The following is a 26,843-nucleotide window of genomic DNA, read 5'->3' on the forward strand; positions in this document are numbered from 1 at the left end:
CGGCGCACTGTGTCGACTCCCCAGTCACGCGTGTCGACTCTCTGCGCACGCGGTGCGGCGGGCGGCGTGTCCACAGTGGACTCACTCGAGGTCGCCGAACCGTCGGCGGCCGTCGCGGCGGGGAACGGCGGGACGCGAGAAGCGCCCCGCCGTCGTGCGGCCTCAGCCGTCCGAGGACTGCTTCCAGAGGTTGATGCCCGCGTCGGTGGCGTGCCCGTCGATCTCGGTCAGCTCTTCCGAGCCGAAGTCGAGGTTGCCCAGCGCGCCGACGTTGTCCTCCAGCTGCTTGACGCTGCTCGCGCCGATCAGCACCGACGTGACCCGGTGATCGCGCAGCGCCCACGCGAGTGCCAGCTGCGCCAGCGACTGCCCGCGCCGCCCGGCGATCTCGTTGAGCGCCCGGACGCGGCCCAGCCGGTTCTCGTCGAGGGTGTCCGGATCGAGCGACTTGCCCTGCGCTGCCCGGGAATCCGACGGGACGCCCTTGAGGTACTTGTCCGTCAGCAGCCCCTGCGCCAGCGGCGAGAACGCGATGCAGCCCGCGCCCACTTCCTCGAGGGTGTCCAGGAGGCCGTCCTCCTCGATCCAGCGGTTCAGCATCGAGTACGACGGCTGGTGGATCAGCAGCGGCGTGCCCAGCTCGCGCAGCAGCCGCGCCGCCTCCGCGGTCCGCTCCGAGTTGTACGACGAAATCCCGACGTAGAGCGCTTTCCCGGCGCGGACGGCGGCGTCGAGCGCCCCGACCGTCTCCTCGAGCGGCGTCTCGGGGTCGAACCGGTGCGAATAGAAGATGTCGACGTGGTCCAGGCCCAGCCGGCCGAGCGACTGGTCCAGGGAGGACAGCAGGTACTTGCGGGAACCCCACTCGCCGTACGGGCCGGGCCACATGTCGTAGCCGGCCTTGGTGGAGATCACCATCTCGTCGCGGTACGGCTGGAAGTCGGTGGCGAGCAGCCGCCCGAAGTTCTCCTCCGCCGAGCCGTACGGCGGGCCGTAGTTGTTGGCCAGGTCGAAGTGCGTGATGCCGAGGTCGAAGGCGCGGCGGGTGATGTCGCGCTGGACGTCCAGCGGGCGGTCGTGGCCGAAGTTGTGCCACAGCCCGAGCGAGATCGCGGGCAGCTTGAGCCCGGACCGCCCGCAGCGCCGGTAGGGGATCGATTCGTATCGGCCGGAAGCCGCAGCGTAGGTCACGCGGCCGATGCTAGCGGGCTCGTCGGGTACGCTCCTGGTGAGCGACCGCTTAGGAGGCACGTGGTGGGCACCGGATTCTTCACCTCCGTCGACGACGTGTCGGCCAAGCTGGCCGAAGCCGGCTACCTGGCCTCGACAGCCGTGGCGACCACCGTGTTCCTCGCCGACCGGCTCGGCAAGCCGCTGCTGGTGGAGGGCCCCGCCGGCGTCGGCAAGACCGAGCTCGCCAAGGCGGTCGCGCAGGTCAGCGGCTCACGGCTGGTGCGCCTGCAGTGCTACGAGGGCATCGACGAGGCTCGCGCGCTGTACGAGTGGAACCACGCGAAGCAGCTGCTGCGGATCACCGCCGGCCGCGACGAGACGTGGGAGCAGGCCCGCACCGACATCTTCGGCGAAGAGTTCCTGCTGCGCCGCCCCCTGCTCACCGCGATCTCGTCGGACGAGCCGACCGTGCTGCTGATCGACGAGACCGACAAAGCCGACATGGAGGTCGAGGGCCTGCTGCTGGAGGTGCTCGGCGATTTCCAGGTGACCGTGCCGGAGCTGGGCACGATCACCGCGACGCGCGCGCCGTTCGCCGTGCTGACGTCGAACGCGACGCGCGAGCTGTCCGAGGCGCTGCGCCGACGCTGCCTGTTCCTGCACATCGACTTCCCGGACGAGGACCTCGAACGCGACATCGTCCGGCTCAAGGTCCCGGGCATCGACGACGCCCTCGCCGATTCCGTCGTCCGGGTGATCGCCGCACTGCGCGCGATGGACCTGCGCAAGCTGCCGTCGGTCGCCGAGACGATCGACTGGGCGCGCACGCTGCTCGCGCTCGGCGCGTCGACATTGGACGACCAGGTCGTGCGCGAGAGCCTCGGCGTCGTCCTCAAGCACCAGGACGACATCGCCAAGGCCGGCGCCGGCCTGAAGCTCGAACAGGTCCTGGACGCGTCGTGACCGGCGGCGTGCCGGAGCGGCTCGCGTCGTTCGTCAAGGCACTGCGGGCCCAGGGCATCCCGGCCGGCCCCGCGGAGACGGTCGACGCCGCGGCCGCGCTGGAGGTCCTCGGCATGGACGACCGCTCGCTGGTCCGGGAGGGCCTGGCCGCGGCCTTGGTCCGGCGTGGCGGCCAGCGCGCGGTGTTCGACGCCGCGTTCGACCTGTACTTCCCGGCCGGGATCGGCGCGCCCGAGCGGGCCCGCGAAGACCGTCCGTCGACAGTGGACGAACTGCGCGACCAGCTCGCGGCAGCACTGGCCGACGGCGACGAGCAGGCGTTGTCCCAGCTCGCCGGGCTCGCGGTCGACATGCTCGGCCAGTACGGCTCGTCGTCCGGCCCAGGTGGCGGGTTTTCGGCCCACCAGACGCTGGAGCGGCTGCAGCCGCAGACGCTGATCGCGCGCGTGCTGGCCGCCGTGCGCGGCGGCGGCGCGCGTGGCGAGTTCACCGACCGGCTCGACCGCGACGAGATCCGCCGCCGCGTCGAAGGCTTCCGCGGGCGGGTCCGCACCGAGGCGCGCCGCCGCGCGGCCGAGATCCGCGGCCGCGAGCGCGTCGCCAAGCACGCCATCGCGCCCGCGCCCGACCGCGTCGACTTCCTCATCGCGAGCCGGAACCAGCTCGCGGAGCTGCGCCGGACGATCCAGCCGTTGTCCCGCAAGCTCGCGACGCGCCTCGCCGCCCGCCGCAAGCGCACGACCCGCGGGCAGATCGACCTGCGCCGCACGCTCCGGCGGTCGCTCTCGACCGGCGGGGTGCCGCTGCGCCCGGCCTACCGGCACCGGCGGCCCGGCCGGCCCGAGATCGTGCTGCTGTGCGACCTCTCCGGCTCGGTGGCGGGCTTCGCGAACTTCACCATGCTGCTGGTCCAGGCGCTGCGCGACCAGTTCGGCAAGATCCGCGTGTTCGCGTTCGTCGACAGCGCCGACGAGGTCACCCACCTGGTCACCACCGGCGTCGCCGACCCCGAGCACCTGGGCGCGCGCATGCTGTCCGAGGCGGCGCTGGTGCGCTGGGACGGCCACAGCGACTACGGCGGCTCCCTGCGCCAGTTCACCGAAAACTGGCTGGACGCGGTCGGCCCGCGCACGTCGGTGCTGATCCTCGGCGACGCCCGCACCAACGGCGGCGACCCGAACCTCGACGCCGTCCGCGAGATCAAGGCCCGCGCCCGGCACGTCCACTGGCTGAACCCGGAACGGCGGTCGCTGTGGTCGACCGGCGACTCCGCGGCGCTGGAGTACGCCGACGTCGTCGAGATGCACGAGTGCCGCACGGTGCAGCAGCTCTCCACGCTCGTCAGCCGCCTGCTGCCGGTGTGAGCCACGCTTCGATGTCTCGCAGCATCGCTGCCTTCGTCGCCTCGGGCGCGAAGGACGCCGTGACGCTCGCCCGCGCGAAGTCCGCCATCACGGCGTCGTCGTAGCCGAACGCGTCCCGGACGCGGGCGTACTCCGCGGCCAGGTTCGCGCCGGTGACCGACGGGACGTCGGTGTTGAGCGTGACCGTCAGCCCGGCGTCGAGGAGCCGGGGGAGCGGGTGCTCGGGCAGGGACGGCACCAGTCCGAGCGTCACGTTCGACGACGGGCAGACCTCCAGCGCCAGGCCCCGTTCGCGCACTTCGGCGACGAGCGACGGGTCCTCGAGGACGCGGATGCCGTGGCCGAGCCGTTCGGTGCGGCCGACGTCCAGTGCTTCGCGGATGCTGTCCGGCCCGGCGTCCTCGCCGGTGTGGTGCAGCAGGTGGACCCCGGCCGCGTGGGCCTTCTCGAAGACCGTCGCGAACGGCCGGAGCGAGTGGTTTTCCTCACCGGCCATGCCGATCGCGAAGACGTCGTCGTACTTCAGCGCCAGGTCGAGGGTGCGTTCGGCGCGGTCGACGGAACGGCGTCGCGAGTGGTCCAGCAGCAGCCGCCACTCGAGCCCGGACGTGCTCGCATTCAGTCCTTTGAGGACGGACTCGATCGGCATTTCCCGGTCGCCCAGGCGTTCTCCGTGGGAGGCCGCGGTGAACGTGACTTCCGCGTAGCGCGTGCCCTGGGCGGCTTCGTCTTCGCAGTACTCGCGGGCGATGCGCTCGAAGTCCTCGGGACGCCGGAGGCAGGACCGGACGAGCGCGTTGTAGTCGGCGAAGGCGCGGAAGCCGTCGAACACCGGCGGCCCGGCCGGGACGTCGACGCCGTTGGCCTCGCCCAGTTCGCGCAGCGTGCCCGGCCGGATAGTGCTCTCCAGGTGGACGTGCAGGTGAGCCTTCGGCAGGGCGGCCAGGTCGCGCATGATCACGACCCTAGAGGTGCGTGGCGGGCCGCCGCGCGTCGATTTCGGATGCCACCGTTCGGCCCTTGCGCTCGCGCCCGCCGGGTCGGAAGCTGATGCCAGGTGATCAAGCTCAGGGGGAGCCCATCGTGGATTCGTTCAAGTACTTCCGCCGTGCCCTGCCCGCGGCCCTGTCGCTGGCCGTCGTGCTGACCTGCGCGCCCGCCGCGCTCGCCGACGGCCCGCAGCCCGGCAACCACTGGCTGCTCGACGAAACCGGCGGCGACCAGGCCGCGGACAGCGTCGCGGGCCGGACGGCCGTGCTCCACAACGGCCCGGTCTTCGGGCCGGGACGCGACGGCAACGCGCTGACCTTCGACGGCGTCGACGACTTCGCCGCGTCCGACGCCGTGGACGTCCGGACCGACGGGAGCTTCACCGTCTCGGCCTGGGTGAACATCGCCGTCAAGAACTTCGGCCTTTCGACCGCGGTCAGCGTCGACGGCGAGCACACCAGCCGGTTCCGGCTCGGCCACGTCCTGGACGACGACAACAACCAGTTCGGGGCGTGGAGCTTCGAGGCGGCGGAATCCGACACCGACCAGCCGCAGGTGACCAAGGAGGCCGTGAGCACCTTCCCGACCGAGACCGGCACGTGGGCGTTCCTGGTCGGCGTCCACGACGCGGCCACCCACCGGCTCTGGCTCTACGTCAACGGCACCCGGGTGGGTGACGGCACCCTGAACACGGAGTGGCAGCCCGCCGGCGGTCTGCGGATCGGCGGCGCGCTCGCCGCGGGCGCTCCCGCCGAGCCGTGGCCGGGCAGCGTCGACGACGTCCGGCTCTACCCGGGTGTGCTGGACAAGGACCAGATTTCCGCGCTCTACCGGTCCTACCCCCGGCCGTAGGACGTTTGGTCCTGGTCACACGGGGAACCTCCGGGTGGTTCGTCCGCGTTGTCAGGATGACCGTTACCGATGAGGGAGGACTACCGTGGCTTTCCTGCGCAAGCTGACCGTGCTGGCCGGGGCCGCCGGCGCCGCCCGCGCCTACGCCAAGAAGAACCCGGAAAAGGTGAACGAGGCCGTCGGCAAGGCCGCCAAGTTCGTCGACGACAAGACCAGGGGGAAGTACCACGAGCAGATCGCCGGCGCGGTCCGCAAGGTCAACTCCGTGACCGGGCCGGACGGCCGGCCGGGGCCGGCGACCCGCTAGGTCACTCGGCGGTCAGCGCTTCGAGGACCCCCTCGCCGTACTTGGCGAGCTTGTTCTCGCCGACGCCGCTGACCGTGCCCAGCTCGGCCAGCGAAGCCGGCCGTTGCGTGGCGATCTGGCGCAGGGTCGCGTCGTGGAACACGACGTACGCGGGCACGCCCTGCTCCTTCGCGACGCCGGCCCGCCAGGCACGCAGCCGCTCGAACAGCGGGGCCGCCTCCGCCGGCAGGTCCGCGGCGGGGGCGGCCTTCCGGGTGCCGCGGACCTTCGCGGCCGCCGCGCGCTCGGGCTCGCGGCGCAGCATCACCTCGCGGTCACCGCCCAGCACTTCGGCGCTGGCTTCGGTGAGCACCAGCGAGCCGTAGTCGCCCTCGACCGCGAGCAGGCCCTGGGCCAGCAGTTGTCGCACGACCGCGCGCCACTCCGGCTCCCGCAGCTCGGTGCCGATGCCGAACGTCTTGAGCGTGTCGTGCTGGAACTGGGTGACCTTCGGCGTGGTCTTGCCGAGCAGGATGTCGATCACCTGACCGGCGCCGAACTTCTGGCGCCGCTCGTTGCGCAGCCGCACGATCGTCGACAGCAGCTTCTGCGCCGGGATCGTGCCGTCGAACTTCTCCGGCGGGCTCAGGCACGTGTCGCAGTTGCCGCAGGGCTCGCCCTGCTGCCCGAAGTAGTTGAGGATCTGCACGCGCCGGCATTCCACCGTCTCGCAGAGCGCGAGCATCGCGTTCAGGTGCGCGCCCAGCCGTCGCCGGTGCGCGTCGTCGCCCTCCGAAGTGTCGATCATCTTGCGCTGCTGCACGACGTCCTGCAGCCCGTACGCGAGCCACGCGGTGGACGGCAGGCCGTCCCGCCCCGCGCGGCCGGTCTCCTGGTAGTAGCCCTCGACGGACTTCGGCAGGTCGAGGTGCGCGACGAACCGGACGTCCGGTTTGTCGATGCCCATGCCGAACGCGATCGTCGCGACCACGATCAGGCCGTCCTCGCGCAGGAACCGCGACTGGTGCTTCGCGCGGGTGCGCGCGTCGAGGCCCGCGTGGTAGGGCACCGCGGGAATCCCGTTCTGCACCAGGAATTCCGCGGTCTTTTCGACGGAGTTCCGGGACAGGCAGTAGACGATTCCGGCGTCACCGCGGTGCTCGGTGCGCAGCAGCTCCAGCAGCTGCCGCTGCGGCGAGTTCTTGCCGACGATCCGGTACTGGATGTTCGGCCGGTCGAAGCTCGCGACGAAGTGCCGGGCCTCGTCGAGGTTCAGCCGGGTCGCGATCTCCTTGTGCGTGGCTTCGGTCGCGGTGGCGGTGAGCGCGATCCGCGGCACGTCCGGCCAGCGCTCGTGCAGCGCGGAGAGCTGGAGGTAGTCGGGCCGGAAGTCGTGGCCCCACTGGGCGACGCAGTGCGCCTCGTCGATCGCGAACAGCGAGATCTTGCCGCGGTCGAGCAGCCGCACGGTCGATTCGACCGAAAGCCGTTCGGGCGCCAGATAGAGCAGGTCGAGCTCGCCGGAGAGGAACGCCGACTCGACCTCCTGGCGGGCCGCGTAGTCCTGCGTCGAGTTGAGGAAGCCCGCGCGGACGCCGGCGTTGCGCAGCGCGTCGACCTGGTCCTGCATCAGCGCGATCAGGGGTGAGACCACCACGCCCACACCCGGCCGCACCAGCGCGGGGATCTGGTAGCACAACGACTTCCCGCCACCGGTGGGCATCAGCACGAGCGCGTCGCCACCGGCGATCACGTGCTCGACGATCGCCGCCTGGTCGCCGCGGAAGCTGTCGTAGCCGAACACGCGCTGGAGCGTCTCCAGCGCTTCGGACACCGTTGCCGTCTCGGGGGCTGCCACGCGGCCGAGTCTAGAGCCGGGGTCCGACAACTTCCGGCCGCCCTCTCCGGCGCGGCGGGATCAGAGCCGTTCGCCGAGCAGCTTCGCGAGGGTCACGTAGACGTCTTCGCGGATCCGGTGCACGTCCAGCACGCCGGCCCGGGTTTCGCCGTGGCTCGCCTTGGTCACGGCGATCCGCGTCTGCTGCTCGGGGATCCCGTCGACGTCCGCGTCCGGTCCCTGGCAGTAGAACGCGGCGTCGCCGGCGCCGGGGATGGGCACCGCGGCTTCCCCACACGACTTCGCGATCTCGGCGGACAGCGCTCGCAGCGACCGGCCGCCGGGCACCAGGATCCGCAGCTGGAACGCGGCGGCGTCGTGGAATTCGCTCTGGTAGGTGCACCGGAACGACCCCTTCTTCGCCGGTTGTTCGACCGCGGTGGCCGACCAGGCGCCACCGATCGCGCGGGTGATCTCGTCGACGGTGACGAACGGGCACGCCGCCGTGACCTTCGCGGGCGTGACGAACGCCGGAGCCGGCGGCGGGCCGGTGGTGGTGTGGGCCGGGGTCGGCCGGTGGCTCGTCGTGACCGGCGGGGGCGCGGCCGGAGCCGTCGGGCCGGCACAGGCGGTGACGCAGGCGAGCACGCACAAGGCGGCCGTCCCCCTCGGAAGTCGCATGATCCGAACCTAGCCCGTACCGGTCACGGCCGGATGACACACTGGATCCGATGGACGAGTACTTCCCGGTCCCCGACCTCGCCGCGCATTTCGCCGGCGAGTGGCGGCTCGACCGCGAAATCCGCACTGCGGAAGGGCATCCGGCGGGAGAGGTGACCGGCACCGCCACCTTCACCGAGGAGGGCGGCGTCCTCGTCTACCACGAAGCCGGCGAACTGCGGCTCGGCGCGTACACCGGCCCGGTGACGCGCACCCTGCACTATCGGCTCACCGCGCCCGGCCGCGCCGACGTGCACTTCGACCACGGCGGGTTCTTCCACGCGCTCGACCTGCGCGCCGGGCACTGGGAGACGGACCACCCGTGCCGCGACGACCGCTATCGGGGGAGCTACCGCGTGCTCGACGCGCGGCGGTGGCGGCAGGAGTGGGCGGTCCGCGGGCCGGCGAAGGACCACGTGATCGTCACCCGGTTCACCCGGCCGCCGGGGTGAGCAGGCCGGCCAGGTCGATCCGCCGCAGGAACTCCCGCCGGATCCGGTCGCCGGCCGCTCAGACGATTCCGCCGTTGGCGCGCAGCACCTGGCCGTTGACCCAGCGGGCCGGGCCGGCGAGGAACGCGACGACCTCGGCGATGTCCTCGGGCCGGCCGAGGCGCTCGAGCGGCGGCTGCTTGGCCATCCGGCCGATCGTCTCCTCGTCCTTGCCGTCGAGGAACAGCGCGGTCGCCGTGGGGCCGGGCGCCACGGTGTTGACGGTGACGTCGCGGCCGCGCAGCTCGCGCGCCAGGATCATGGTGATCGCCTCGACCGCGCCCTTGGTCGCGTTGTAGATGCCGTAGCCGGGCAGGTTCAGCCCGAGCACCGACGTCGAGGTGGTGATCACGGCGCCGCCGTCGCGGACCCGCCGCGCGGCCTGCTGGGCCACCGCGAACGTGCCGCGGATGTTGGTGCGGTGCACCCGGTCGAGGACCTCGAAGTCGGTGTCCGCGATCGGCGTCGGCGCGTTCATCACGCCGGCCAGGTGCGCGACGACGTCCACGCCGCCGAACGCGGTCTCCGCGGTGTCGAACAGCCCCGCGACCGCGGCCGGGTCGGCCACGTCGGCGCGGACGGCGATGGCCCGGCCGCCCCGCTCGGTGATGGCGTCGACGGCGGCCTGGGCCTCCTTTTCGTTGCCGGCGTAGTTGACGACGACCGCCATGCCGTCGGCGGCCAGGCGCTCGGCGACCTGGCGGCCGATGCCGCGGGAGCCGCCGGTGACGATCGCGACCCGGGACTCAGTGGGGGTGCTCATCGGTTCCTTCTTCCGGTCCGGGCGGTGGCTGTATCACCGCTTCCCTTGTTCTGTTATCGACGATAGCACCACGATGGTAACAACGCTAGTCCGTAACTGTTATCGTCGTTACACCACGGGTGTGGCCTCGGCATCCGGCCGTATCCGCGCCGCCGGTCGGCCGAATCGCGGGCTGACCCGGTTTTCGGGCCTGGGCGGGCGGGAACACCGGACGCATCGGGGGCGACATCCGTGAAGGAGTTTGCACAATGCCCACATGGCTGATCGTCGTGATCGTCATCGTGGCCATCGCGGTGCTCGGCGCCGTGATTTGGCTTGTGACGCAAGAGATGCAGCGAAAACGCCTGCAGCAGCGGTTCGGTCCGGAGTACGACCGAGCCGTCAAGGAGAGTGACAACCCGCGTGCGGCGCAACGGGAACTGGCCGAGCGGGAACGCCGGCACAAGGAGCTCGACATCCGCCCGCTGTCGGCGTCGGCGCGCGAGCGCTACACCCAGGAATGGGCGCAGGTGCAGGAAAAGTTCGTCGACCAGCCGGCCGCCGCGGTCTCCGACGCCGACCGGCTCCTCGTGGGGCTGATGGGCGAGCGGGGCTACCCGACCGAGGGGTACGAGCAGCAGGTGGCCGACCTTTCCGTGCGGCACGCCAAGACCCTGGAGCACTACCGCGCCGCGCACACCACGCAGCAGAAGCGCGACGGAGCGTCCACTGAGGACCTCCGCGACGCGATGGTGCGCTACCGCACGGTCTTCGAGGACCTGCTGACCGACGGCGCGGACGACGAGCGGCACGACCACCACGACCGTCGCAACGGGCACGACCGCACCGAGCACGACCGCGACCGTGCCGACGAGGCCCGCGACGACGACCGTCACGAGACCGGACAGCACGAGCGACAGGCGTCCGCGCAGCCGCGGACCGAGTGGAACGGAGGACGCTGACCATGACCGAGCACCTGACCCGGCACGGCACCGAACACGACGACGACCTCACCGGGCGTGAAGACGTCCGCGAGCCGGACGGCACCGACGTCCCCGGCCAGGACCGGGCCGACTTCCGCGAGCCGGGCACCGACGAGGGCTACGAGGGCGACCGCGAAGCCGATCGCGACGGTGAACAGAACCTGAGCACCGCCGACCTGGCTTCGGCTTCGGCCCAGCCGACCGCCGGCGACGCCCACGCGGACGCCACTCCCGCCCAGTCGGGTGGCGACGTGGAGACCCCGCCGCTGATCGACGAGGAGAAGATCACCGGCTTCCGGGACCGCTGGCAGAACGTGCAGACCGGCTTCGTCGACGACCCGAAGCAGGCCGTCCACGACGCCGACGAGCTGGTCGCGGCCGTGATCAGCGCCCTGGCGACCACGTTCGCCGAGCACAAGAGCGAGCTGGAAGGCCAGTGGCGGCAGGGCGAACCAGCCACCGAGGAACTGCGGATCGCACTGCGCCGCTACCGCTCGTTCTTCGACCAGCTGCTCCCGCGGTAGCCGGACCCGTTTGCCGGCGGGCATGATCGGGTAGCACGCCGGTGAACGGGTTCAGCCAATGGGAGGCAGCCGAATGAACGTGGCCGATCTGCTCGTCGACGGGTTCGGCCGGGTCCGCGAGCACGTGCACGCGGCGGTGGAAGGGCTCACCGCCGAGCAGCTCCGGACCCGGCTGGACGACGGGGCCAACTCGATCGCCTGGCTGGTGTGGCACCTGACCCGCGTCCAGGACGACCACGTCGCCGACGTGGCCGGGACCGAGCAGGTGTGGACAAGCCAGGACTGGCTTTCGCGGTTCGGGCTCCCGTTCCCGGCGGGCGACACCGGCTACGGCCACCGCCCGGCCGACGTCGAGGCGGTCCGGGTCGATGAGCCGGACCTGCTCGCCGGGTACTACGACGCCGTGCACGAGCAGACCGTGCGGTACCTCGAGAACCTCGACGACGAGGCGCTCGACCGGGTCGTCGACGAGGCGTGGGACCCCCCGGTGACGCTGGGCGTGCGGCTGGTCAGCGTCCTCGACGACGACATCCAGCACGCCGGGCAGGCGATGTTCGTCCGCGGCGTGCTGGAACGCCGTCAGTCCTCGTAGCCGCCGCCGCGGTGATCGGCCAGGCGCCGCGGGCCGGGCCCGTCGGTGCCGAGCCGGTCGCCCGGGTTGGCGAGCCGGCACTTGGCCAGGGACATGCAGCCGCAGCCGATGCAGTCGGTGAGCTGGTCGCGCAGCTGTTCCATCTGCCGGATCCGCGCGTTCAGGTCGTCCTGCCAGCACCGCGAGATCCGCGCCCAGTCCGCCCGGGTCGGCGTGCGGTCGTCGGGCAGGAGCGCGAGCACCTCCCGGATCGCCGACAGCGGCATGCCGACCCGCTGGGACATCCGGATGAAGGTCACCCGCCGCAGCGCGTCCCGGCCGTAGCGGCGCTGGTTGCCCGCGGTGCGGCGGCTGCGGATGAGGCCTTCGTCCTCGTAGAACCGCAAGGCCGATGCGGGGACCCCGCTGCGCCGGGAGAGCTCGCCGACGGTGAGGTCGGGCAGCGTGCGCGCTGTGGCGTTCACCATGCTCCCCAGCCAACCACAGCCGCACGCTTGACTTCAAGCTCGCTTGAAGTCTGATTCCGACCCCGGTCTTCGTGGCGGGTGACCGTCCACAGTAGACGAACGTCGCTCAGAACGCCTGGCACGTTTGGTACGGCAGCTGGACGTCCGTTCCGGAGAGGCTGATGGTGCCGTCGACCGAATACCGGGTCTGCGCCGCCAGTGCGGCGAACGCGGTGCAGGTCAGCTGGTTGATCCCGAGGCCGGAGATCGGCTTCAGCGCGAACGGGAACGTGATCGCCGCCGGCGGGCCCGGAGTCAGCGTGATGGGCCCGGACCGAGCCGGGAGCGCGGTCACGTAGCCGTCGGCCGCCTCCTCGGTGGTCGGTCCGGCCAGGAGGGTCGCCAGGGCTGCCTCGACCCCGACGGTGCTGCCGGACGACCGTGTCACCGGGGCCACCCGCCCGTCGATGACGAAGTACAGGATGAGGTCGGTGCCGCGCCCGGGGGCGCCCGGGTTCCGCAGCGTCGGCGCCGGGCCGGCCGGGACGGCGCCGGTCGGCTTGACGCCGCACGCGCTCACCAGCAGCAGCGCGACCAGGACGAAGAGCTTCTTCACGGTGCCTCCACGAACGGGGCCTCCTCGAACCGGGCTTCCCGGGGCAGGCGCAGCTCGAACCGCGCGCCGCCGCCGGTGTTGGCCGCGACGATGTCGCCGCCGTGCAGCCGCGCGTTCTCGCGCGCGATGGACAGCCCGAGCCCGCTGCCCTCGGACCGCGCCCGGGACGTGTCCGCCTTGGCGAAGCGGTCGAAGACCCGGGGCAGGACCTCTTCGGGGATGCCTGGCCCGTGGTCGGTGACGGTCAGCACGAGGTCGCCGGGCCCGGCCCGCAGCACCACCTCGACCGGGGGCGCACCGTGCCGCAGCGCGTTGCCGACGAGGTTCGCCACGACGATGTCCAGCCGCCGCCGGTCGAGCGCGGCCGTGATGCCGGGCGGCAGGTCGGCGACCACGGCGGAGCTTTCGGAGCCGGGCTCCCAGCCGCGCGCGGTGAGGCTGTCGGTGACCGCGGCGGCGACGTCCAGCTTCTCCCGGCGCAGCTCGGCCCGGCCGGCGTCGAACCGGGAGATCTCGATCAGGTCCTGGACCAGCCGCGTCAGCCGTTTGGTCTCCGCCGACACCAGCCGCGCGGCGACCGCGGTGTCCGCGGGCAGCTGGCCGGCGTCCTCGTCGAGGACGTCGGTGACGGCGTTCATCGCGGCCAGCGGGGTGCGCAGCTCGTGCGAGACGTCGGCGACGAACCGCCGCGCGTCGGCCTCCATCGCGCGCAGCGTCCCGACCGTGCGCTCCAGCTCCGCCGCGGTGTGGTTGAACGTCGTGACCAGCTGCGCGAGCTCGTCGGCGCCCTTGACGCGCAGGCGTACGTCGAGCCGCCCCCGGCCGAGCTGGTCCGCCGCGGTGTTCAGCGCGCGCACCGGCCGCAGCACCTGCCGGGCGGCCAGCAGGGCCACCGCCACCGCGAACGGCAGGGCGAGCGCGGAGACCAGCCAGGCCTGGCGGGCCAGGTCGGCGATCGCGGCCTGCTGCTGGCCCAGCGACGTCCCCGAGTAGACCTCGAGGCCGCTCGCGGTGCCCGACCCGGTCTGCACCGGGATCCCCACGTAGAACATCGGGTAGCCCTGGGCGTCGACCCGCTGGAACTGGATCCTCGTGCCGGTCGCGACGGCCTGGCGCAGCTCGGCGGGCACGTCGTCCACCGTCATGCCCGACGACGAGTGCAGGCCGTGGTAGACGACCAGCGCGCCGCCGGGCTTGAGCGCGGCCGCGAACGCGTCGAGCGTGGCCTGGGACGGCGGCAGCGACACGGTCGGCAGGTACGCGACGATCTGGTCGCGCAGCTTCAGCATCGTCTGGTCCTGGACGCCCTTGAGGATGGCGTTGCGCGCGGAGACGTAGCTCGCGCCCGCCGCCGCGGTGGCGCCGAAGATCATGATGACCGCGAAGGCGGCGACCAGCCGGGGCCTCAGCCCGGCGAGCCACGAGCGGACCGGCCGGATCACGACCGGCCGAACCGGTAGCCGAACCCCCGGACCGTCCGCACGTACTCCGGCTTCGCGGGCGTGTCTTCGATCTTCGCCCGCAGCCGTTGCACGCACGCGTCGACGAGCCGCGAGTCGCCGAGGTAGTCGTGGTCCCAGACGGCGGAGAGGATCTGCTGGCGGCTGAACACCTGCCCGGGCGTGCGCGAGAGCTCCAGCAGCAGCTTCAGCTCGGTCGGGGTCAGCGACACCGGGGCGCCGCGCTTGGTCACCTCGAGCGCCGCCCGGTCGATGACCAGGTCGCCGTGGCGTTCCTCGGGCTGCGGCGGCTCATCCGGCCGCTCGGTGACGGCCCGGCGCAGCACCGCGCGGATCCGCGCGTCCAGCACCCGCGGTTCGACCGGCTTCGCGACGTAGTCGTCCGCGCCCGCTTCGAGCCCGGCCACGATGTCGAAGTCGTCGCTGCGCGCGGTGAGCATGATGATCGGGATCGGCCCCGACGCGCGCATCCGCCGGCACGTCTCGAAGCCGTCCATGCCGGGCAGCATCAGGTCGAGCACGACGAGGTCGGGCCGGTGGTGCACGAGCACCTCGATGCCGCGCTCGCCCGACTCCGCGGTGTGCACCACGTGCCCCTGCCGCCGCAGGGCCAGCTGCAGTCCTTCCCGCACCGCCGCGTCGTCCTCTACCACCAGTACCTCGGCCACGGCGCCATTATTCGGAAAAGCGCACGTCGTGGCGACCCGGGCGGATCTTGTAGCAAAACCATGACATCGCGCTGACGGGATCTCGAAATGCCGGATCCAGACTCGGGGACATGGCAGTGATCAGCTCCGACGTACGCCCCGTCACCCCGCCGGCCGGGCGCCACGCGCTCGTGACCCGGGCCGTGTCCCGCACCGCCGTGCTCGCGGCGAGCGCGGCCGGGTTCGCCCTCGCCTTCGTCGCGGCCTACCTGCTCTTCGTCCGCACGGAGGCCGGCCGCGGCGTCGAGAACGGCGTCGTCCGCAGCGCCCAGACCGCGGGAGAATCAGTGGACTGGGCGGCCCCGCTGCGGGACGCCGACCTGGTCGTCGTGCTCGGCGCCGTCGCGGTCCTGCTGGTGGTGATCGCCCTGGCCCGGCGGCGGTTCGCGCTCGGCGTGACGGCCCTGCTCCTGCTCGCCGCCCCGCTGGTGGTGGCGCAGCTGCTCAAGCTGTACGTCCTGGACCGGCCGGCCACCGGCGACCGGCTCGGCGTCGCGAGCCACAACAGCTTCCCGAGCGGGCACGTCAGCGCGGCGATGGCCGTGCTGGTGGCGCTCGCGATCGTCCTGCCGCGCCGGTTCCGCCCGCAGGCCCTGGTGGCCGGCGGGGTCGGCGTCGCCTGGGTCTCGGCCGCGGCCGTGGCGCTGGGCTGGCACCGGTTGAGCGACACCGTCGGCGGCTGCCTCCTGGTCGCCGCGGTCACCTGCGCCGGGGCGGCGGTGGTTTCCGCCCGCCGCCCCGACGGTGACCGGGTGCCGCCGGCCCCGGTGCTCTGCGGCCTGTTCGCCCCGCTCGCGCTGGTGCTGGTGGGATACGCGGTGCTCGCGACGGCGACGTCCGGCGCCGCCCAGTTCGTCGCGGCGATGGTGCTGGCGGCACTCTCGGCGATGGCGGTGGTGCTGCTGCTCGTCGGGCCGTTGCGCCGGGTCGCGTTCGACCCGGCGGAGGCAAGGGTCCGGCGACTCCGGCGCCACTGACCCGAGCCCGGCTCGCGCGCCTGGGGGTCAGTCGGCGTAGCTCGGCTGGCCTGGGTGGCCGGTTCGCTTGGCGGGAACGGCATCTCGCGTGGTTGAGGGGGCATCACTCGTGACTGGGTGGGCATCTCGCGTGATGGGAGGGGCATCACTCGTGATTCGAGGGTCGACGCGGACTTTCGGGCGGGCCAGTTTCGGGGGATTGGACCGCGACACCGCGGGCGGCGGCGCCTAGCGTCGGGGTCGTGCATCCGAGGCTTGCCGAAGACCTGAAGTCCCTGCCCGATCTTCTCGACGCCGCGCGGAAACTCGCCGGCGAAGCGCTTGCCGGGCTGCCTGAGCGGCCCGCCGCCGTCCCGCCCGGCGAGGTGACTCGCGCGCCGCTGCCGCTCGAGGGCGCCGGGGCCCGGGGCGCGCTGGAGGAGTTCGCGCAGCGCTGGGAAGCCGGCTTCGCGGGCAGCGCCGGGCCCCGCTACCTCGGGTTCGTGACCGGCGGCGCGACTCCGGCGTCGCTCGCCGGGGACTGGCTCACCGCCGCCTACGACCAGAATCCCGCCAGCGGCATGGATTCCTCGGCGCAGGACCTGGAACGCGAGACCGTCGGCTGGCTGGCCGAGCTGTTCGGGCTCGACGCCGAATTCTCCGGCGCGTTCGTCACCGGCGCCACGATGTCCACGGTCACCGGCCTCGCCATCGCCCGCGAATGGCTCGGCGAGCGCGCCGGAGTGTCGGTGTCCGACGACGGCGCCGCCGCGCTCGGCCCGGTCACCGTGCTGTCCGGCTCGCCGCATTCGAGCATCCTGAAGGCGTTGTCGTTCCTCGGGATGGGCCGTTCGGCGCTGCGGAAGGTGCCGGTGCTGCCGGGCCGCGAAGCCGTCGACGTCGGCAAGCTGGCCGAGGCGCTCGAATCGCTCGACGGGCCGGCCGTCGTCGTCGCGAACGCGGGCACCGTGAACACCGTCGACTTCGACGACCTGCGCGCGATCGCCGCGCTCAAGCAGCGGTACGACTTCTGGCTGCACGTCGACGCCGCGTTCGGCGGGTTCGCCGCGCTCGCGCCGGAGCACGAGGCGCTGACCGCGGGCCTCGACCAGGCCGACTCCGTGGTGGTCGACCTGCACAAGTGGCTCAACGTGCCGTACGACTCCGCCGTCCAGTTCACCCGCCGCCGCGACCTGCAGCTGCGCGTGTTCGGCAACAACGCGGCCTACCTCGGCGAGATCGGCGAGACCCCGGACTTCCTGCACCTCACGCCCGAGAACTCCCGGCGGCTGCGCGCCCTCCCGGCGTGGTTCTCGCTCGTGGCGTACGGCCGGGACGGGCACCGCGAGATCGTCGAGCGCTGCGTGTCGCTCGCCCGGGACCTCGGCGCGCGCCTCGACGGCTCGCCTCGCTGGCGGCTGCTCGCGCCGGTGCGGCTCAACGTCGTGTGCTTCGCTCCGGCCGAAGACGTCACCCAGGACCGGATCGACGCCCTCGTCCGCGCCATCGCCGAAGACGGGACCACGTTCCTCACCCCGACCGTGCACGACGGCCGCCCCGCCCTGCGGGCGGCGTTCAGCAACTGGCGGACGACCACGGCCGACGTCGATCGCGTCTTCGCCGTGCTCGAGCGCGTGGCCGCCGGTTAGCTCCGGTCGGACTTCGGCATCAGGTACTTCCACGGCGAGGCGCCGACGCCCAGCTCGCACGGCACGTGGACCAGCGCCGGCCGGCCCGCGGCGAACGCCTTGTCCAGCGCGCCGCGCAGGTCGTCCGGGGTGCGCGCGGTCAGCCCGAGCGCGCCGAACGTCTCGGCGAGCCGGGCGAAGTCCGGGTTCCGCAGCCGCCCGCCCAGCGCGCGGCCCTCGAACAGCCGCTCCTGGTCGAGGTGGACGTTGCCGTAGTAGCCGTTGTCGAACACCACCGCCACGACGTTCAGTCCATATTGGACGGCCGTGGCCAGCTCCTGCGCCGCGAACATGAACCCGCCGTCCCCGGCCACCGAAACCACCGGGCGGCCGGGGAAGGCCGCCTGCACGCCGAGTGCCGTCGGGTAGCCGAAGCCGAGCGTGCCCTGGTGGCCGCACGTGACGAAGGTGCGCGGCGAGTAGACCTCGAACCCGAAGTAGGACGCGAAGCCGACCTGGCAGATCTCCTCGACGAAGAAGCCGTCGCGCGGCAGCACGTCCCGGATCGCCCGCAGGTACTCCAGTTCGGGGCCGACGTCGGTGCACCGCTCGGCCACGGTCGCCTTCAGCGCGGCGAACTCGGCGGTCCGGTCCGTCCTTTGTGGACCTGCCGCTTCGGTGAGTGCCGCTGTGGCGTCGGCGGCATCGGCGACGATCGCTACGTCCGGTTCCAGCCGCGTCGCCTGCCGCGGGTCGATGTCGAGCAGGATCGTCTCGAGGCCCGCGGGCTTCTCCGGCCAGCGGAACCAGGACAGCTCCATCCGCGACCCGATGCCGATCACCACGTCGGTCTCCGCCCACCGTTCGAAGCCGGAGACGCAGGTGAAGCCCAGCGGGTGGTCGTCGCCGACGATGCCGCGCCCGCCGCGGAACGGCACCACCGGCGCCTGCAGCCGCTCGGCCAGCGCCCGGACTTCGGCCGCCGCGTGCCGCGCGCCGCCGCCCACCATGATCATCGGGTTCTTGGCGCCGGCGAGGAGATCCGCGGCCTTCTCCACGGCGACCGGGTCGACGGCCGGGCGAGGCAGCGGCAGCGGACCGGCCGCCTCGGCGGGGGCACGCAGGCCCAGCACGTCCCAGGGCACGGCCAGGGAAACCGGCCTCGGCCGCCCGCCCGCGGCTTCGCGGAAGGCGGTCGCCAGCGCGTCCGGGACCGCCACCGGGTGCTCGACCAGCGCCGACCACTTGGTCATCGTCCGCAGGGTGGCCAGCTGGTCGGGCATCTCGTGCAGGTGCCCCAGCCCGCGGCCGAGGTACGCGCGGGGGATCTCGCTCGTCAGGCACAGCACCGGCGCGCTCGCCCCGTACGCCGAGAGCATCGCGGCCGAGGCGTTGAGGACGCCGGGACCGGGCACCACGGTGTAGACGCCGGTGCGGCCGGTCGCCTGGGCGTACCCGAACGCCATGTAGGCCACGGTCTGCTCGTGCCGGGCGCCGATCACCCGGATCCGGTCCCCGGCGCGGGCCAGGCTGTCGAACAGGTCGTAGGTCTGCACGCCGGGCAGCCCGAAGACGGTGTCGACGCCGTGGGCCCGCAGCCCGTCGACGATCAGGTCGGCCGCGGTCGGGGCAGGCGGGGGAATCGGCATCGGCGCGGCCTCCTGGGCGTCGTCCGTCGGCAGGACCATATATGGTTTCCTACATGATCAGCGCGTCCTCGGGAAGACCGGTCACGAAGTCCCAGCTGGCCTACGAGACGATCAAGGCCAGGATCCTCGACGGCCGCTACGGCCCCGGGTACCGGCTGGTGCTGGACCAGATCGGCCGCGAGCTGGACGTCAGCGCGGTGCCGGTCCGCGAAGCCCTGCGCCGGCTGGAGGCCGAGGAGCTGATCCAGTTCGAGCGGAACGTCGGAGCCAGGGTGGTGGCCATCGACCCCACCGAGTACCGGCACGCGATGCAGACGGTGGCGATCGTGGAGGGCGCGGCCACCGGGCTCGCCGCGCCGCTGCTCACGCCGGACGCCCTGGCACGCGCCCGTTCGCTGAACGAGCGGCTGCGGCGGAGCCTGGCCGAGTTCGACCCGCTGGCGTTCACGGCGCTGAACGCCGAGTTCCACGAGGTGCTGTTCGGCGCCTGCCCGAACCCGAACCTGGTCGACCTGGTGCGGCGCTGCTGGACCCGGCTGGCCGCGGTCCGCGACAGCACGTTCGCGTCCGTACCGGGGCGGGCTCGGGCGTCGGTCGAGGAGCATGAGCGGTTGCTCGCGCTGATCGAGGGTGGGGCTGATCCGGCGGAGGTCGAGCGGTTCGCGCGGGGACATCGGTTGGCGACGTTGGAGGCCTTTCTCGCGCGGGAGCGGTGACGGTTGCGGGATGGGCTGGTTCGGGGGTGGCCGACCGGGGGCATTGGTTGGCGCGGTTGGGCTTTTCTAGCGCTGGGGCGGTGACGGCTCCGGAGCACCAGTTGGGGCTGTCCCGGCGTTCCGCGGCGAGGGAAGTGCCGCACGCCGCATGAGCGGGGCAGCTCGGCGAGCCCCGGAGAGGGGAGCGCGGCACGTGGCAGGAGGGCTGCGCGAGTGAGGGTTGCCCGGGCCGGGCGCGGAGTGCCAGGGTCGGGGATGCCGATCTTCTCCGCGCCGGACGGGACCGCGCTCTCCGTGCACTTCTCCGGGGCCGGTGGGGCGCCTGTCGTCTGCCTGCCCGGTGGGCCCATGCGGGCCGGTGCCTACCTCGGGGATCTCGGTGGGCTGGGCGTCCGCTGCCGCCTTGCCGTGCTGGATCTGCGGGGGACCGGGGACTCCGAGGTGCCCGGTGACCCGGCGACCTACCGGTGCGATCGGCAGGTCGAGGACGTCGAAGCGCTGCGCAAGCACCTCGGCCTCGACCAGCTGGACCTGCTGGGGCACTCGGCCGGGGCGAGCCTGGCCGTGCTCTATGCCGCTCGGTGTCCCGGGCGGCTGCGGCGGCTCGTGCTCGTCGCGCCCAGTCCGCGGGCCGTCGGCTTGCAGCTGCCTGTCGCCGACCGGCGGCGGATCATGGCCCGGCGGGCCGGGGCGCCCTGGTTCGACGACGCCGCCGCGGCCTACGAAGCGATCGCCGCCAGGACCGCGACCAGCGCCGACTGGGCCGCCATGGCGCCGATGTACTACGGCCGCTGGGACGACGCCGCCCGGCGGCACCAGGCCGCCGAACCCGGTCAGCGCAACGGCGCCGCCGCGCGCGTCTACAACGCCGATGGCGCCTTCGATCCCGAGGTCACGCGGGCCGCGCTCGGTGCCGTCGACACTCCCGTTCTCGTGCTGGCCGGTGAGCTGGACTGGATCGCCAGCCCCGGTGTCGCGGAGGAGTTCGCCGCGCTGTTCCCGGACGGCCGGGTCGTCGTCATGCCCGGCGCCGCGCACTATCCCTGGCTGGACGACGCGCCCGCGTTCGCGTCAGCCGTGACGGGTTTCCTGGCCTGACGCCGGATTGCGCCTCGGCTTGATCCGGACCGCCGGCAGCTCCGGCGCCGGCAGCCGCCGCGGGGTGCCGGTGTAGCCGGTGACGCTGCCGAACTGGTCGGACTCCGCTTGCCAGGCTTCGCGGAAGGCCGCGATCTCCTCGTGGGTCCGGCCGACGAAGTTCCACCACATCAGGATCTCTTCGTCGAACGGTGTCCCGCCCAGCAGGAGAAACCGGGCCGGTGCCGTGCCCCGGTTGCTCAACGTCAGGGAGCGCACGCCGGTGCCGACATAACCCAGCTCCGCCGCGCGGACGCGGGTGCCCGCGACCTCCACGTCCCCGGTGTCGACCAGCACGCCGTGCTCGAAGCGAGGGTCGGTGCCGAGGGACATGTGCGCGTCCGGGCCCAGCACGATCTCGGCGCCCAGCAGCGGGGTGAACGTCGGGATCGGGGACGTGCGCCCGGCCAGCGACCCCAGGAACACCCGGATCTCGGCGCCCTCGATGCGGTTCACCGAAGGCACGTAGTGGTCGAAGGCGCGGGCGGTGTGCCGGTGCCGTTCGGGCAGCGCCACCCAGAGCTGGACGCCGTGGAGGGTCTTCGTGGCTTCGGTCGAGACCTCCGAGTGGCAGATGCCGTGGCCGCCGGTCATCAGGTTCAGCTCGCCGGGACGGACCATCGCGTGCGTGCCCAGGCTGTCGCGGTGCTCGATTTCGCCGGCGAACAACCAGCTCACCGTCTGCAGGCCGGTGTGCGGGTGCGGGGCGACGTCCATCGCGCCGGTCACCTCGGTCGGGCCGTAGTGGTCGGCGAAGCACCAGGCGCCGATCAGCGACCGCGACCGCTGGGGGAGCGTCCGCCGGACCCGCATCGCCCGTGGTCCGCCCAGGGGGACCTCACGCGGGGTGAGGATCTCGACGGCCGGACGGTCGGGATCGGCGGCCGTGGGCCGGTCGCCACAGGCGAGTTCGGCGGGGGCGGCCTCGGTGTTGCTCATGTCCGCCACGGTAGTCGCGTCGCGGGCCGGGTTCGGGTGCCTGGTGGCGTCGCGTCGGACGGGCGGACCGACGGCGCTGTGGGGGTGGAGTAGCTCTTGGAGGTGGACGCGCCGGAGGGCTGGGTGGCGCGCCCTTCGGCTGCGGTGGCACCTGCGGGCCATGTGGGCTGGTGGCGGTCAGGGCCGCTGAGGGTCGGTCCGCGGGTGCGCTCGGCTTGCGTGGCGGCGTGTGGCCTGCAGCCGAGGTGGTGGTCAGGACCGTCGAGATCCCTTCGCGGACACGCCGAGGGCGCATGGCGCGGCGGCCGCCGGTTTCGCTTTCTGGAGTTGTCAAACGTCGCACCGCCGGGTCAGGCGGCGTGGTGCTGGTGCTGTGCCGTGACGATCGCCTGGCCGTCGGCCGTCAGGATCGCCGGGACCAGCTCGCCCGGCTGTCCCGGGCGGGCCGGGCGGACCAGGCCCTGGTGGGCCAGCGCGTGGGCCGCGAACTGGTCGCCGCACGAGATGCCGTCGATGAACAGGTCGGGCTCGCTGCTGCAGGACACCCGGCCGCGGCCCGCGCCGACTGCTCGCAGCATCGCCAGCATCCGGTGGTTCACCAGGGGGCGCGCGGCCGGTGTCCCGGTCTGTTCGTTCCCGTCCATCTCGGTCCCTCCCGCTCGTGGTTCGACCTCGTCCTACCCATGCGTCGAACCCGCCGACGGGTTTTCGACAGCACATCCGGAACCGGCCCGGCCAGAAGCGTCCGTCCATCGTCACCGCCGCCGGTCGAGCCGGGATCGACTCAGAACGGAGGCTCCGCCCCGGAGCCCACCGGTACCGGCTCCGGCGTCCACGAGCTGTTCGCCTCCCCGGTCGTGGCCCGGCTGAGCCTGGTCACCTTGGCCGTGGCGTACCGCAGGGCCGGGCCGATCTCGTCGACGTCCAGCTCCGTCACGGTGCGCTTCTCGCCCTCCTTCGTGTCGAACGACCGCTGTCTCAGCCGGCCCTGGACGATCACGCGGGCACCGCGCCCGAGCGACTCCGCGACGTTCTCCGCGTACTGCCGCCACACGCTGCAGCGCAGGAACATCGCGTCGCCGTCGCGCCAGGCGCCGGACTCGCGGTCGAACGTGCGGGGCGTGGACGCGACCGTGAAGTTCGCGACCGCGGCGCCGGACGGGGTGAAGCGCAGCTCGGGGTCGGTCGTCAGGTTGCCGATCACGGTGACCAGCGTTTCGCCTGCCATCGGTCTCCTCCTTCTCCTCCGGGTGCGGGGTGCACCGCTCTTGCCGACGAGGAGAGCACGGGGGTCCGACAGTTCCGGGCCGGGCGACGAGATGCCGGCACCCGGCCGGGCTGGTTTCCGGCCGCCATGCCGACGGCGTTTCAGAAGGAGCTGGGCACGCTCGCCGACCGGCTGGCGGACCTGTGCGCCCTGGTCGCGATCGCGCTCGAAGACGCCACGCGTGCCGTGCTCGAAAGTGACCACACGCTGGGCGGACGGGGGCGAGATGACGCCGCCGCGCTCGCGGTCGCCTGCGAGGACCAGGCGGGTGCGCTGTCGGCTCTGCACACGCCGCGGGAGGAGGACGTGAAGGCGGTCGCCGGCGCCGTCCACACCGCCGCGGATCTCACTCGGATGGGTGGTCTTGCGCAGGAGGTCGCGCAGCCGCAGCGAAGGGTGCCGCCGGCCGCCCTCGGCCGGCTGGGCGGGCACGCGGTCGCCTCGGCCCGTGCCCTTCGGGAGTTGCTCGCCGGCGAGAGCGGCGCCAGGCTGGCCGACGCGGTCGCGCTCGCCGCGGTGGCCGAGCGGGAGCTGCGCGACGAAGCGAGCGGGAGCGATTGGCCGCTCGGGGCCCAGGCCACGGTCGAGGTCACGCTGCTCGCCGCGGCGTGTGGGGCGGTTCGCCGGGACTTCGGCCCTGATCGCGCGCCGGGTCGCGAAGTCTGCCCACGTCGGGGCCGGACCGGGAGAGCGCTCGAGGCCGGTCGGCAAGGGGACCGGCGCTCGAGTGCGGAATGGCTCAGCTGCCCTGCTGGGGGAACTGGGGCGGGTACTGCTGCTGCGGAAGCCCCTGCGAAGGGTGCTGCGGCTGCGGGAAGCCCTGCGGCTGCGAGGGGTGCGGCGACGGGAACCCCTGCTGCGGGTACCCGCCGGACGGCGGCTGCCGGCCCTGCTCCTCCTGGGCCTGCAGGCGCAGCGCGTCCTCCTTCGAGATCCGGTTCTCGATCCCGCAGAAGGTGCACTGCGCCGAGTACTTGACGCCGATCGGGAAGAGCGGGATGAAGAAGAGGGTGAACTTCGTGACCGCCTTCCGCACCGCGTGCGAAGCGGGGTTGCCGCACCGGCCGCACAGGAAGGTCGTCATCGCCAGCACGTAGATCCGTGTCCGCCAGCCCCAGATCAGCATCGGTACTTCTTTCTCCCAGGTCCTCGTTCGCCGCGCAGCCTCGCACACCGCTGCGCCGCCGCGTGGCGGTTTCGCCGAACTCGGGGACTAGATTGTGATCATGCCGAGCGACTTCGCCCTCAAGACCATGAACGCCGTGCACCGCGGCCTGATCAAGCTCACCGGCGGGAAGGTGGGCTGGCACGCCGCCATGCCGGTCCTCGAACTCACCACGATCGGCCGCAAGAGCGGGCAGCCGCGGTCGGTGCTGCTGACCTCGCCGCACCAGGACGGCGACACGCTGGTCGTCGTGGCTTCGCGCGGCGGGGACGACACGCACCCCGCGTGGTTCCTCAACCTGCGTGACAACCCGGAGGTCGAGGTGTCGCTGAAGGGCGCGCCGAAGCGGCCGATGCGCGCCCGGGTCGCCGACGCCGACGAGCGCGCGAAGCTGTGGCCGAAGATCGCCGGCCAGTTCAAGAACTACGCGCAGTACCAGACCAAGACCGAGCGCGAGATCCCGCTCGTCTTCCTCGAACCGCGCTAGTTCCGCGCGGTCAGGTACGCCGGGTCCGGCCCGGGGATCGGCTGGTCCGGCACGCCCGCGAGCAGCTGGCTCATCGCGTGGAAATACGGCGGCGCGGCGACCGTGCCGCCGAACGCGCCGTGGCCGCAGTTGCCCAGGTGCACCGGCGTGCCCGGGCAGATTTCGCGCGGGCGCGGGCCGTCGGCGAAGACCATGGACGACACCGCGTAGCCGTCGACACCGCCGACGAACGCGACGGACTCGCTCTGCTGCGTCGTGCCGGTCTTGCCGATGTCGGGCCGGGTCCAGCCGGCCGCGCGCGCCGCCTGGGCCGACGTGCCGCTGGTGGTGTCCTTGCTCAGCCCCGCTTCCAGGGTGTTCGCGACGCCGGTCGGGATGACCTGCTCGCACCCCTGCTGCTGCACCGGGACGGCGTTCCCGTTCCGGTCGGTCACCGAGAGGATCGGGGTGGGCGGGCACCAGACGCCCCCGCTCATCAGCGTCGCCGAGACGTTCGCCATCTCCAGCGGGCTCACCGGGCTGTTGCCCAAGGTGAACGACAGCAGGTTCCGGAAGTACTGCGACTGCGGCTCGTCGTACTGCGGGTTCGACGACTTCGGGTCCGGCGTCGCGCCCGCGTCGTTCGTGGCCAGGGTGTTCCGCAGGCCCAGCTTGTAGGCCATGTCGAGCACGGCGGGCATCCCGACCTGGCTCTCGAGCCCGACGAAGGCGACGTTCGGTGACGTCGCGAGCCCGTCGGCGAGGGTGATCGGATCGGCGTAGTGGCCGTCGTTGTGGACGGTGTAGCACGCGGTGTGCGCGTTGGCGTTCGGCGGCGCGAAGCACTGGCTGTCCGGGTTGGGCAACGGCGTCTCGAGGCCCGCCTTGCCGGTGACGAGCGCCGCGGCGGAGGTGAAGATCTTGAACGACGAGCCCGCGCCGAACTCGTTGCTCGCGTCCGCGACGATGTCCGTGGACGTCTGGCCCTGCGCGGGATCGGTGCCGTAGTTCCGGTTGGCGACCATGGCGAGCACCTGGTGCCCGGTCGAGCCCGGCTGCACGACGGCGAAGGTGTTGGCCACGCCGTCCTGCGTGGTCGGGACGTTCGCGTCGACGGCGTCCTTCGTCACCTGCGAGACACGCGGGTCGAGGGTCGTCTTGATCGTGTAGCCACCGGTGGCGAGCTGGTCCGCGGTGAACCCGGCGTGCACCAGGTAGTTTTCCGCGTAGGCGCAGAAGAACCCGGCGTCCGGCGCCGCGCCCATGCACGTCCCGGACGGCGTCACCGGCCCGTTCGGCAGCAGCCCGAGCGGGGCCGCCTTCGCCGTCGCCGCGTAGGACGCGGGGAGGGAGCCGTTGGTGACCATGTCGTCGATGACGAGGTTGCGCCGCTGCAGCGCCTTGGCCGGGTGCGTGTACGGGTTGTAGACGCTCGGGTTGTTCACCATTCCGGCGAGCAACGCGGCCTGCGGAACGGTCAGTTTGTCCGCTGTGGTCCCGAAGTAGGCTTTCGCCGCCGAACCGACGCCGTACACCGTTCCGCTGAATTCCACGACGTTCAGGTACGCGGCGAGAATGTCGTCCTTGCTCATCGTGTCGTTGAGCTGGACGGCCATTTTCGCTTCCCGCAGCTTGCGCGCGACGGAGTCCTCGCGGTCGGCCGCCTGGGCCACCGGGTCGGTCCGGTCGACGACGTTCACGAGGTAGTTCTTGACGTACTGCTGCGAGATCGTCGACGCGCCCTGCAGCGAGCCGCCGGTGCTGTCGTTGACCGCCGCGCGGAGCATGCCCTGCACGTCGACGCCGCCTTCGGTGTAGAACCGGCGGTCCTCGACCGCGATGATCGCGGCCTTCATGGTGGTCGCGATCCCGGCCGCGGTGACCGGGAGCCGGTACTGCGCGTAGAGCGTCGCGATCGGCGTGCCGTCGCGGTCGGTCACCGTCGTGGTCAGCGGCGGGTCGGCCGCGGCGAGCTGCGCGGAAATGGTGTCCACCGAATCACTGACCTGATTCGACAGCACGCCGGCGCCGATGGCCGCGGGTGCCATCGTGCCCGCCACGAGAATTCCGGCGAGAACGCACAATCCGACCAAAGAGAACACGCCAGGACGACCATTCACGGAACCGAGATTAGCCATCCGGGAATGAAGCTTCTGTTCGGTGAGACATGTGCC

General features: G+C 72.4%; 28 protein-coding genes. 13 read left to right on the forward strand and 15 right to left on the reverse strand.

Annotated features, from left to right (window positions below; translation table 11 throughout):
- Nucleotides 1-162: 162 nt before the first annotated feature.
- Entirely contained in the window at nt 163-1,191 is a 1,029-nt protein-coding gene (gene mgrA, locus OG738_RS26175; RefSeq protein WP_329044822.1) for an L-glyceraldehyde 3-phosphate reductase, read from the reverse strand.
- Between the two features lie 63 nt (nt 1,192-1,254).
- Here mgrA and OG738_RS26180 point away from each other — a divergent pair, with 63 nt between their 5' ends.
- Nucleotides 1,255-2,136, forward strand: a complete 882-nt coding sequence (locus OG738_RS26180; protein WP_329044824.1) for an AAA family ATPase — start codon at nt 1,255-1,257, stop codon at nt 2,134-2,136.
- The gene (locus OG738_RS26185) at nt 2,133-3,500 is read left to right on the forward strand and encodes a vWA domain-containing protein (protein ID WP_329044825.1); all 1,368 of its coding nucleotides are present in this window, start codon (nt 2,133-2,135) and stop codon (nt 3,498-3,500) included. Before OG738_RS26180 ends, OG738_RS26185 begins: the two co-directional genes overlap by 4 nt.
- On the opposite strand, the gene add is transcribed toward OG738_RS26185, so the two are convergent.
- Entirely contained in the window at nt 3,478-4,455 is a 978-nt protein-coding gene (gene add, locus OG738_RS26190; protein WP_329044826.1) for an adenosine deaminase, read from the reverse strand. The genes OG738_RS26185 and add overlap by 23 nt on opposite strands.
- Before the next feature lie 128 nt (nt 4,456-4,583).
- Here add and OG738_RS26195 point away from each other — a divergent pair, with 128 nt between their 5' ends.
- On the forward strand, nt 4,584-5,342 hold the full coding sequence (locus tag OG738_RS26195) for a LamG domain-containing protein (protein WP_329044827.1): 759 nt from the start codon (nt 4,584-4,586) through the stop codon (nt 5,340-5,342).
- A gap of 85 nt (nt 5,343-5,427) precedes the next feature.
- A complete protein-coding gene (locus OG738_RS26200) occupies nt 5,428-5,649 on the forward strand; it encodes an antitoxin (RefSeq protein WP_329044829.1) in 222 nt (73 codons plus the stop codon).
- 1 nt (nt 5,650) lies between these two features.
- On the opposite strand, the gene recQ is transcribed toward OG738_RS26200, so the two are convergent.
- Nucleotides 5,651-7,486 carry a DNA helicase RecQ gene (gene recQ, locus OG738_RS26205; protein WP_329044830.1) on the reverse strand — a complete coding sequence of 612 codons (1,836 nt, stop codon included), beginning with the start codon at nt 7,484-7,486 and terminating at the stop codon, nt 5,651-5,653.
- A 60-nt stretch (nt 7,487-7,546) separates the two neighbouring features.
- Entirely contained in the window at nt 7,547-8,146 is a 600-nt protein-coding gene (locus tag OG738_RS26210; RefSeq protein ID WP_329044831.1) for a hypothetical protein, read from the reverse strand.
- 50 nt (nt 8,147-8,196) lie between these two features.
- Here OG738_RS26210 and OG738_RS26215 point away from each other — a divergent pair, with 50 nt between their 5' ends.
- Nucleotides 8,197-8,637 carry a DUF6314 family protein gene (locus tag OG738_RS26215; protein ID WP_329044832.1) on the forward strand — a complete coding sequence of 147 codons (441 nt, stop codon included), beginning with the start codon at nt 8,197-8,199 and terminating at the stop codon, nt 8,635-8,637.
- Between the two features lie 58 nt (nt 8,638-8,695).
- Here OG738_RS26215 and OG738_RS26220 read toward each other — a convergent pair whose 3' ends face one another.
- Nucleotides 8,696-9,439, reverse strand: coding sequence for an SDR family oxidoreductase (locus OG738_RS26220; protein ID WP_329044833.1), 744 nt, complete (start codon nt 9,437-9,439; stop codon nt 8,696-8,698).
- A 248-nt stretch (nt 9,440-9,687) separates the two neighbouring features.
- On the opposite strand from OG738_RS26220, the gene OG738_RS26225 reads away from it, so the two are divergent.
- The 3 genes from OG738_RS26225 to OG738_RS26235 all read left to right on the forward strand — a co-directional run bounded on the left by OG738_RS26225 (nt 9,688) and on the right by OG738_RS26235 (nt 11,517).
- Complete coding sequence (locus OG738_RS26225) at nt 9,688-10,380, forward strand: hypothetical protein (protein WP_329044834.1); 693 nt, start codon at nt 9,688-9,690, stop codon at nt 10,378-10,380.
- 2 nt (nt 10,381-10,382) lie between these two features.
- Nucleotides 10,383-10,925: a hypothetical protein gene (locus tag OG738_RS26230; protein WP_329044835.1), complete on the forward strand. Its 543-nt coding sequence runs from the start codon at nt 10,383-10,385 to the stop codon at nt 10,923-10,925.
- 73 nt (nt 10,926-10,998) lie between these two features.
- A complete protein-coding gene (locus OG738_RS26235; RefSeq protein WP_329044837.1) occupies nt 10,999-11,517 on the forward strand; it encodes a mycothiol transferase in 519 nt (172 codons plus the stop codon).
- Here the strand turns inward: OG738_RS26235 and soxR are convergent.
- The 4 genes from soxR to OG738_RS26255 form a co-directional block, all read right to left on the reverse strand.
- Complete coding sequence (gene soxR / locus OG738_RS26240) at nt 11,505-11,984, reverse strand: redox-sensitive transcriptional activator SoxR (protein ID WP_329044838.1); 480 nt, start codon at nt 11,982-11,984, stop codon at nt 11,505-11,507. The genes OG738_RS26235 and soxR overlap by 13 nt on opposite strands.
- Before the next feature lie 106 nt (nt 11,985-12,090).
- The gene (locus OG738_RS26245; protein ID WP_329044839.1) at nt 12,091-12,579 is read right to left on the reverse strand and encodes a hypothetical protein; all 489 of its coding nucleotides are present in this window, start codon (nt 12,577-12,579) and stop codon (nt 12,091-12,093) included.
- On the reverse strand, nt 12,576-13,952 hold the full coding sequence (locus tag OG738_RS26250; RefSeq protein ID WP_329056843.1) for a HAMP domain-containing sensor histidine kinase: 1,377 nt from the start codon (nt 13,950-13,952) through the stop codon (nt 12,576-12,578). Before OG738_RS26250 ends, OG738_RS26245 begins: the two co-directional genes overlap by 4 nt.
- 65 nt (nt 13,953-14,017) lie before the next feature.
- Entirely contained in the window at nt 14,018-14,707 is a 690-nt protein-coding gene (locus OG738_RS26255; RefSeq protein WP_329044840.1) for a response regulator transcription factor, read from the reverse strand.
- Nucleotides 14,708-14,817: 110 nt separating this feature from the next.
- Here OG738_RS26255 and OG738_RS26260 point away from each other — a divergent pair, with 110 nt between their 5' ends.
- On the forward strand, nt 14,818-15,723 hold the full coding sequence (locus OG738_RS26260) for a phosphatase PAP2 family protein (protein ID WP_329044841.1): 906 nt from the start codon (nt 14,818-14,820) through the stop codon (nt 15,721-15,723).
- Between the two features lie 242 nt (nt 15,724-15,965).
- A complete protein-coding gene (locus tag OG738_RS26265; protein ID WP_329044842.1) occupies nt 15,966-17,351 on the forward strand; it encodes a pyridoxal phosphate-dependent decarboxylase family protein in 1,386 nt (461 codons plus the stop codon).
- On the opposite strand, the gene OG738_RS26270 is transcribed toward OG738_RS26265, so the two are convergent.
- A complete protein-coding gene (locus OG738_RS26270; RefSeq protein ID WP_329044843.1) occupies nt 17,348-19,018 on the reverse strand; it encodes a thiamine pyrophosphate-dependent enzyme in 1,671 nt (556 codons plus the stop codon). The genes OG738_RS26265 and OG738_RS26270 overlap by 4 nt on opposite strands.
- Nucleotides 19,019-19,020: 2 nt before the next feature.
- Between OG738_RS26270 and OG738_RS26275 the strand changes: the two genes are divergently transcribed.
- Together OG738_RS26275 and OG738_RS26280 are read left to right on the forward strand one after the other, a co-directional pair.
- On the forward strand, nt 19,021-19,695 hold the full coding sequence (locus OG738_RS26275) for a GntR family transcriptional regulator (protein ID WP_329044844.1): 675 nt from the start codon (nt 19,021-19,023) through the stop codon (nt 19,693-19,695).
- Nucleotides 19,696-19,950: 255 nt separating this feature from the next.
- On the forward strand, nt 19,951-20,793 hold the full coding sequence (locus OG738_RS26280) for an alpha/beta fold hydrolase (RefSeq protein ID WP_329044845.1): 843 nt from the start codon (nt 19,951-19,953) through the stop codon (nt 20,791-20,793).
- Here OG738_RS26280 and OG738_RS26285 read toward each other — a convergent pair.
- The 4 genes from OG738_RS26285 to OG738_RS26300 all read right to left on the reverse strand — a co-directional run bounded on the left by OG738_RS26285 (nt 20,767) and on the right by OG738_RS26300 (nt 24,164).
- On the reverse strand, nt 20,767-21,771 hold the full coding sequence (locus OG738_RS26285) for a pirin family protein (protein WP_329044846.1): 1,005 nt from the start codon (nt 21,769-21,771) through the stop codon (nt 20,767-20,769). The genes OG738_RS26280 and OG738_RS26285 overlap by 27 nt on opposite strands.
- Before the next feature lie 350 nt (nt 21,772-22,121).
- Nucleotides 22,122-22,415, reverse strand: a complete 294-nt coding sequence (locus OG738_RS26290) for a hypothetical protein (RefSeq protein WP_329044848.1) — start codon at nt 22,413-22,415, stop codon at nt 22,122-22,124.
- Between the two features lie 140 nt (nt 22,416-22,555).
- Nucleotides 22,556-22,999, reverse strand: coding sequence for a single-stranded DNA-binding protein (locus OG738_RS26295; protein ID WP_329044849.1), 444 nt, complete (start codon nt 22,997-22,999; stop codon nt 22,556-22,558).
- A gap of 778 nt (nt 23,000-23,777) precedes the next feature.
- Nucleotides 23,778-24,164 carry a zinc-ribbon domain-containing protein gene (locus OG738_RS26300; RefSeq protein ID WP_329044850.1) on the reverse strand — a complete coding sequence of 129 codons (387 nt, stop codon included), beginning with the start codon at nt 24,162-24,164 and terminating at the stop codon, nt 23,778-23,780.
- A gap of 100 nt (nt 24,165-24,264) precedes the next feature.
- Between OG738_RS26300 and OG738_RS26305 the strand changes: the two genes are divergently transcribed.
- Nucleotides 24,265-24,690, forward strand: a complete 426-nt coding sequence (locus OG738_RS26305) for a nitroreductase/quinone reductase family protein (protein WP_329044852.1) — start codon at nt 24,265-24,267, stop codon at nt 24,688-24,690.
- Here OG738_RS26305 and OG738_RS26310 read toward each other — a convergent pair.
- Complete coding sequence (locus tag OG738_RS26310; RefSeq protein WP_329044853.1) at nt 24,687-26,807, reverse strand: transglycosylase domain-containing protein; 2,121 nt, start codon at nt 26,805-26,807, stop codon at nt 24,687-24,689. The genes OG738_RS26305 and OG738_RS26310 overlap by 4 nt on opposite strands.
- Nucleotides 26,808-26,843: the final 36 nt, after the last annotated feature.

Origin of the sequence: Amycolatopsis sp. NBC_01488, assembly GCF_036227105.1 — a bacterium.
Lineage (GTDB): Bacteria > Actinomycetota > Actinomycetes > Mycobacteriales > Pseudonocardiaceae > Amycolatopsis.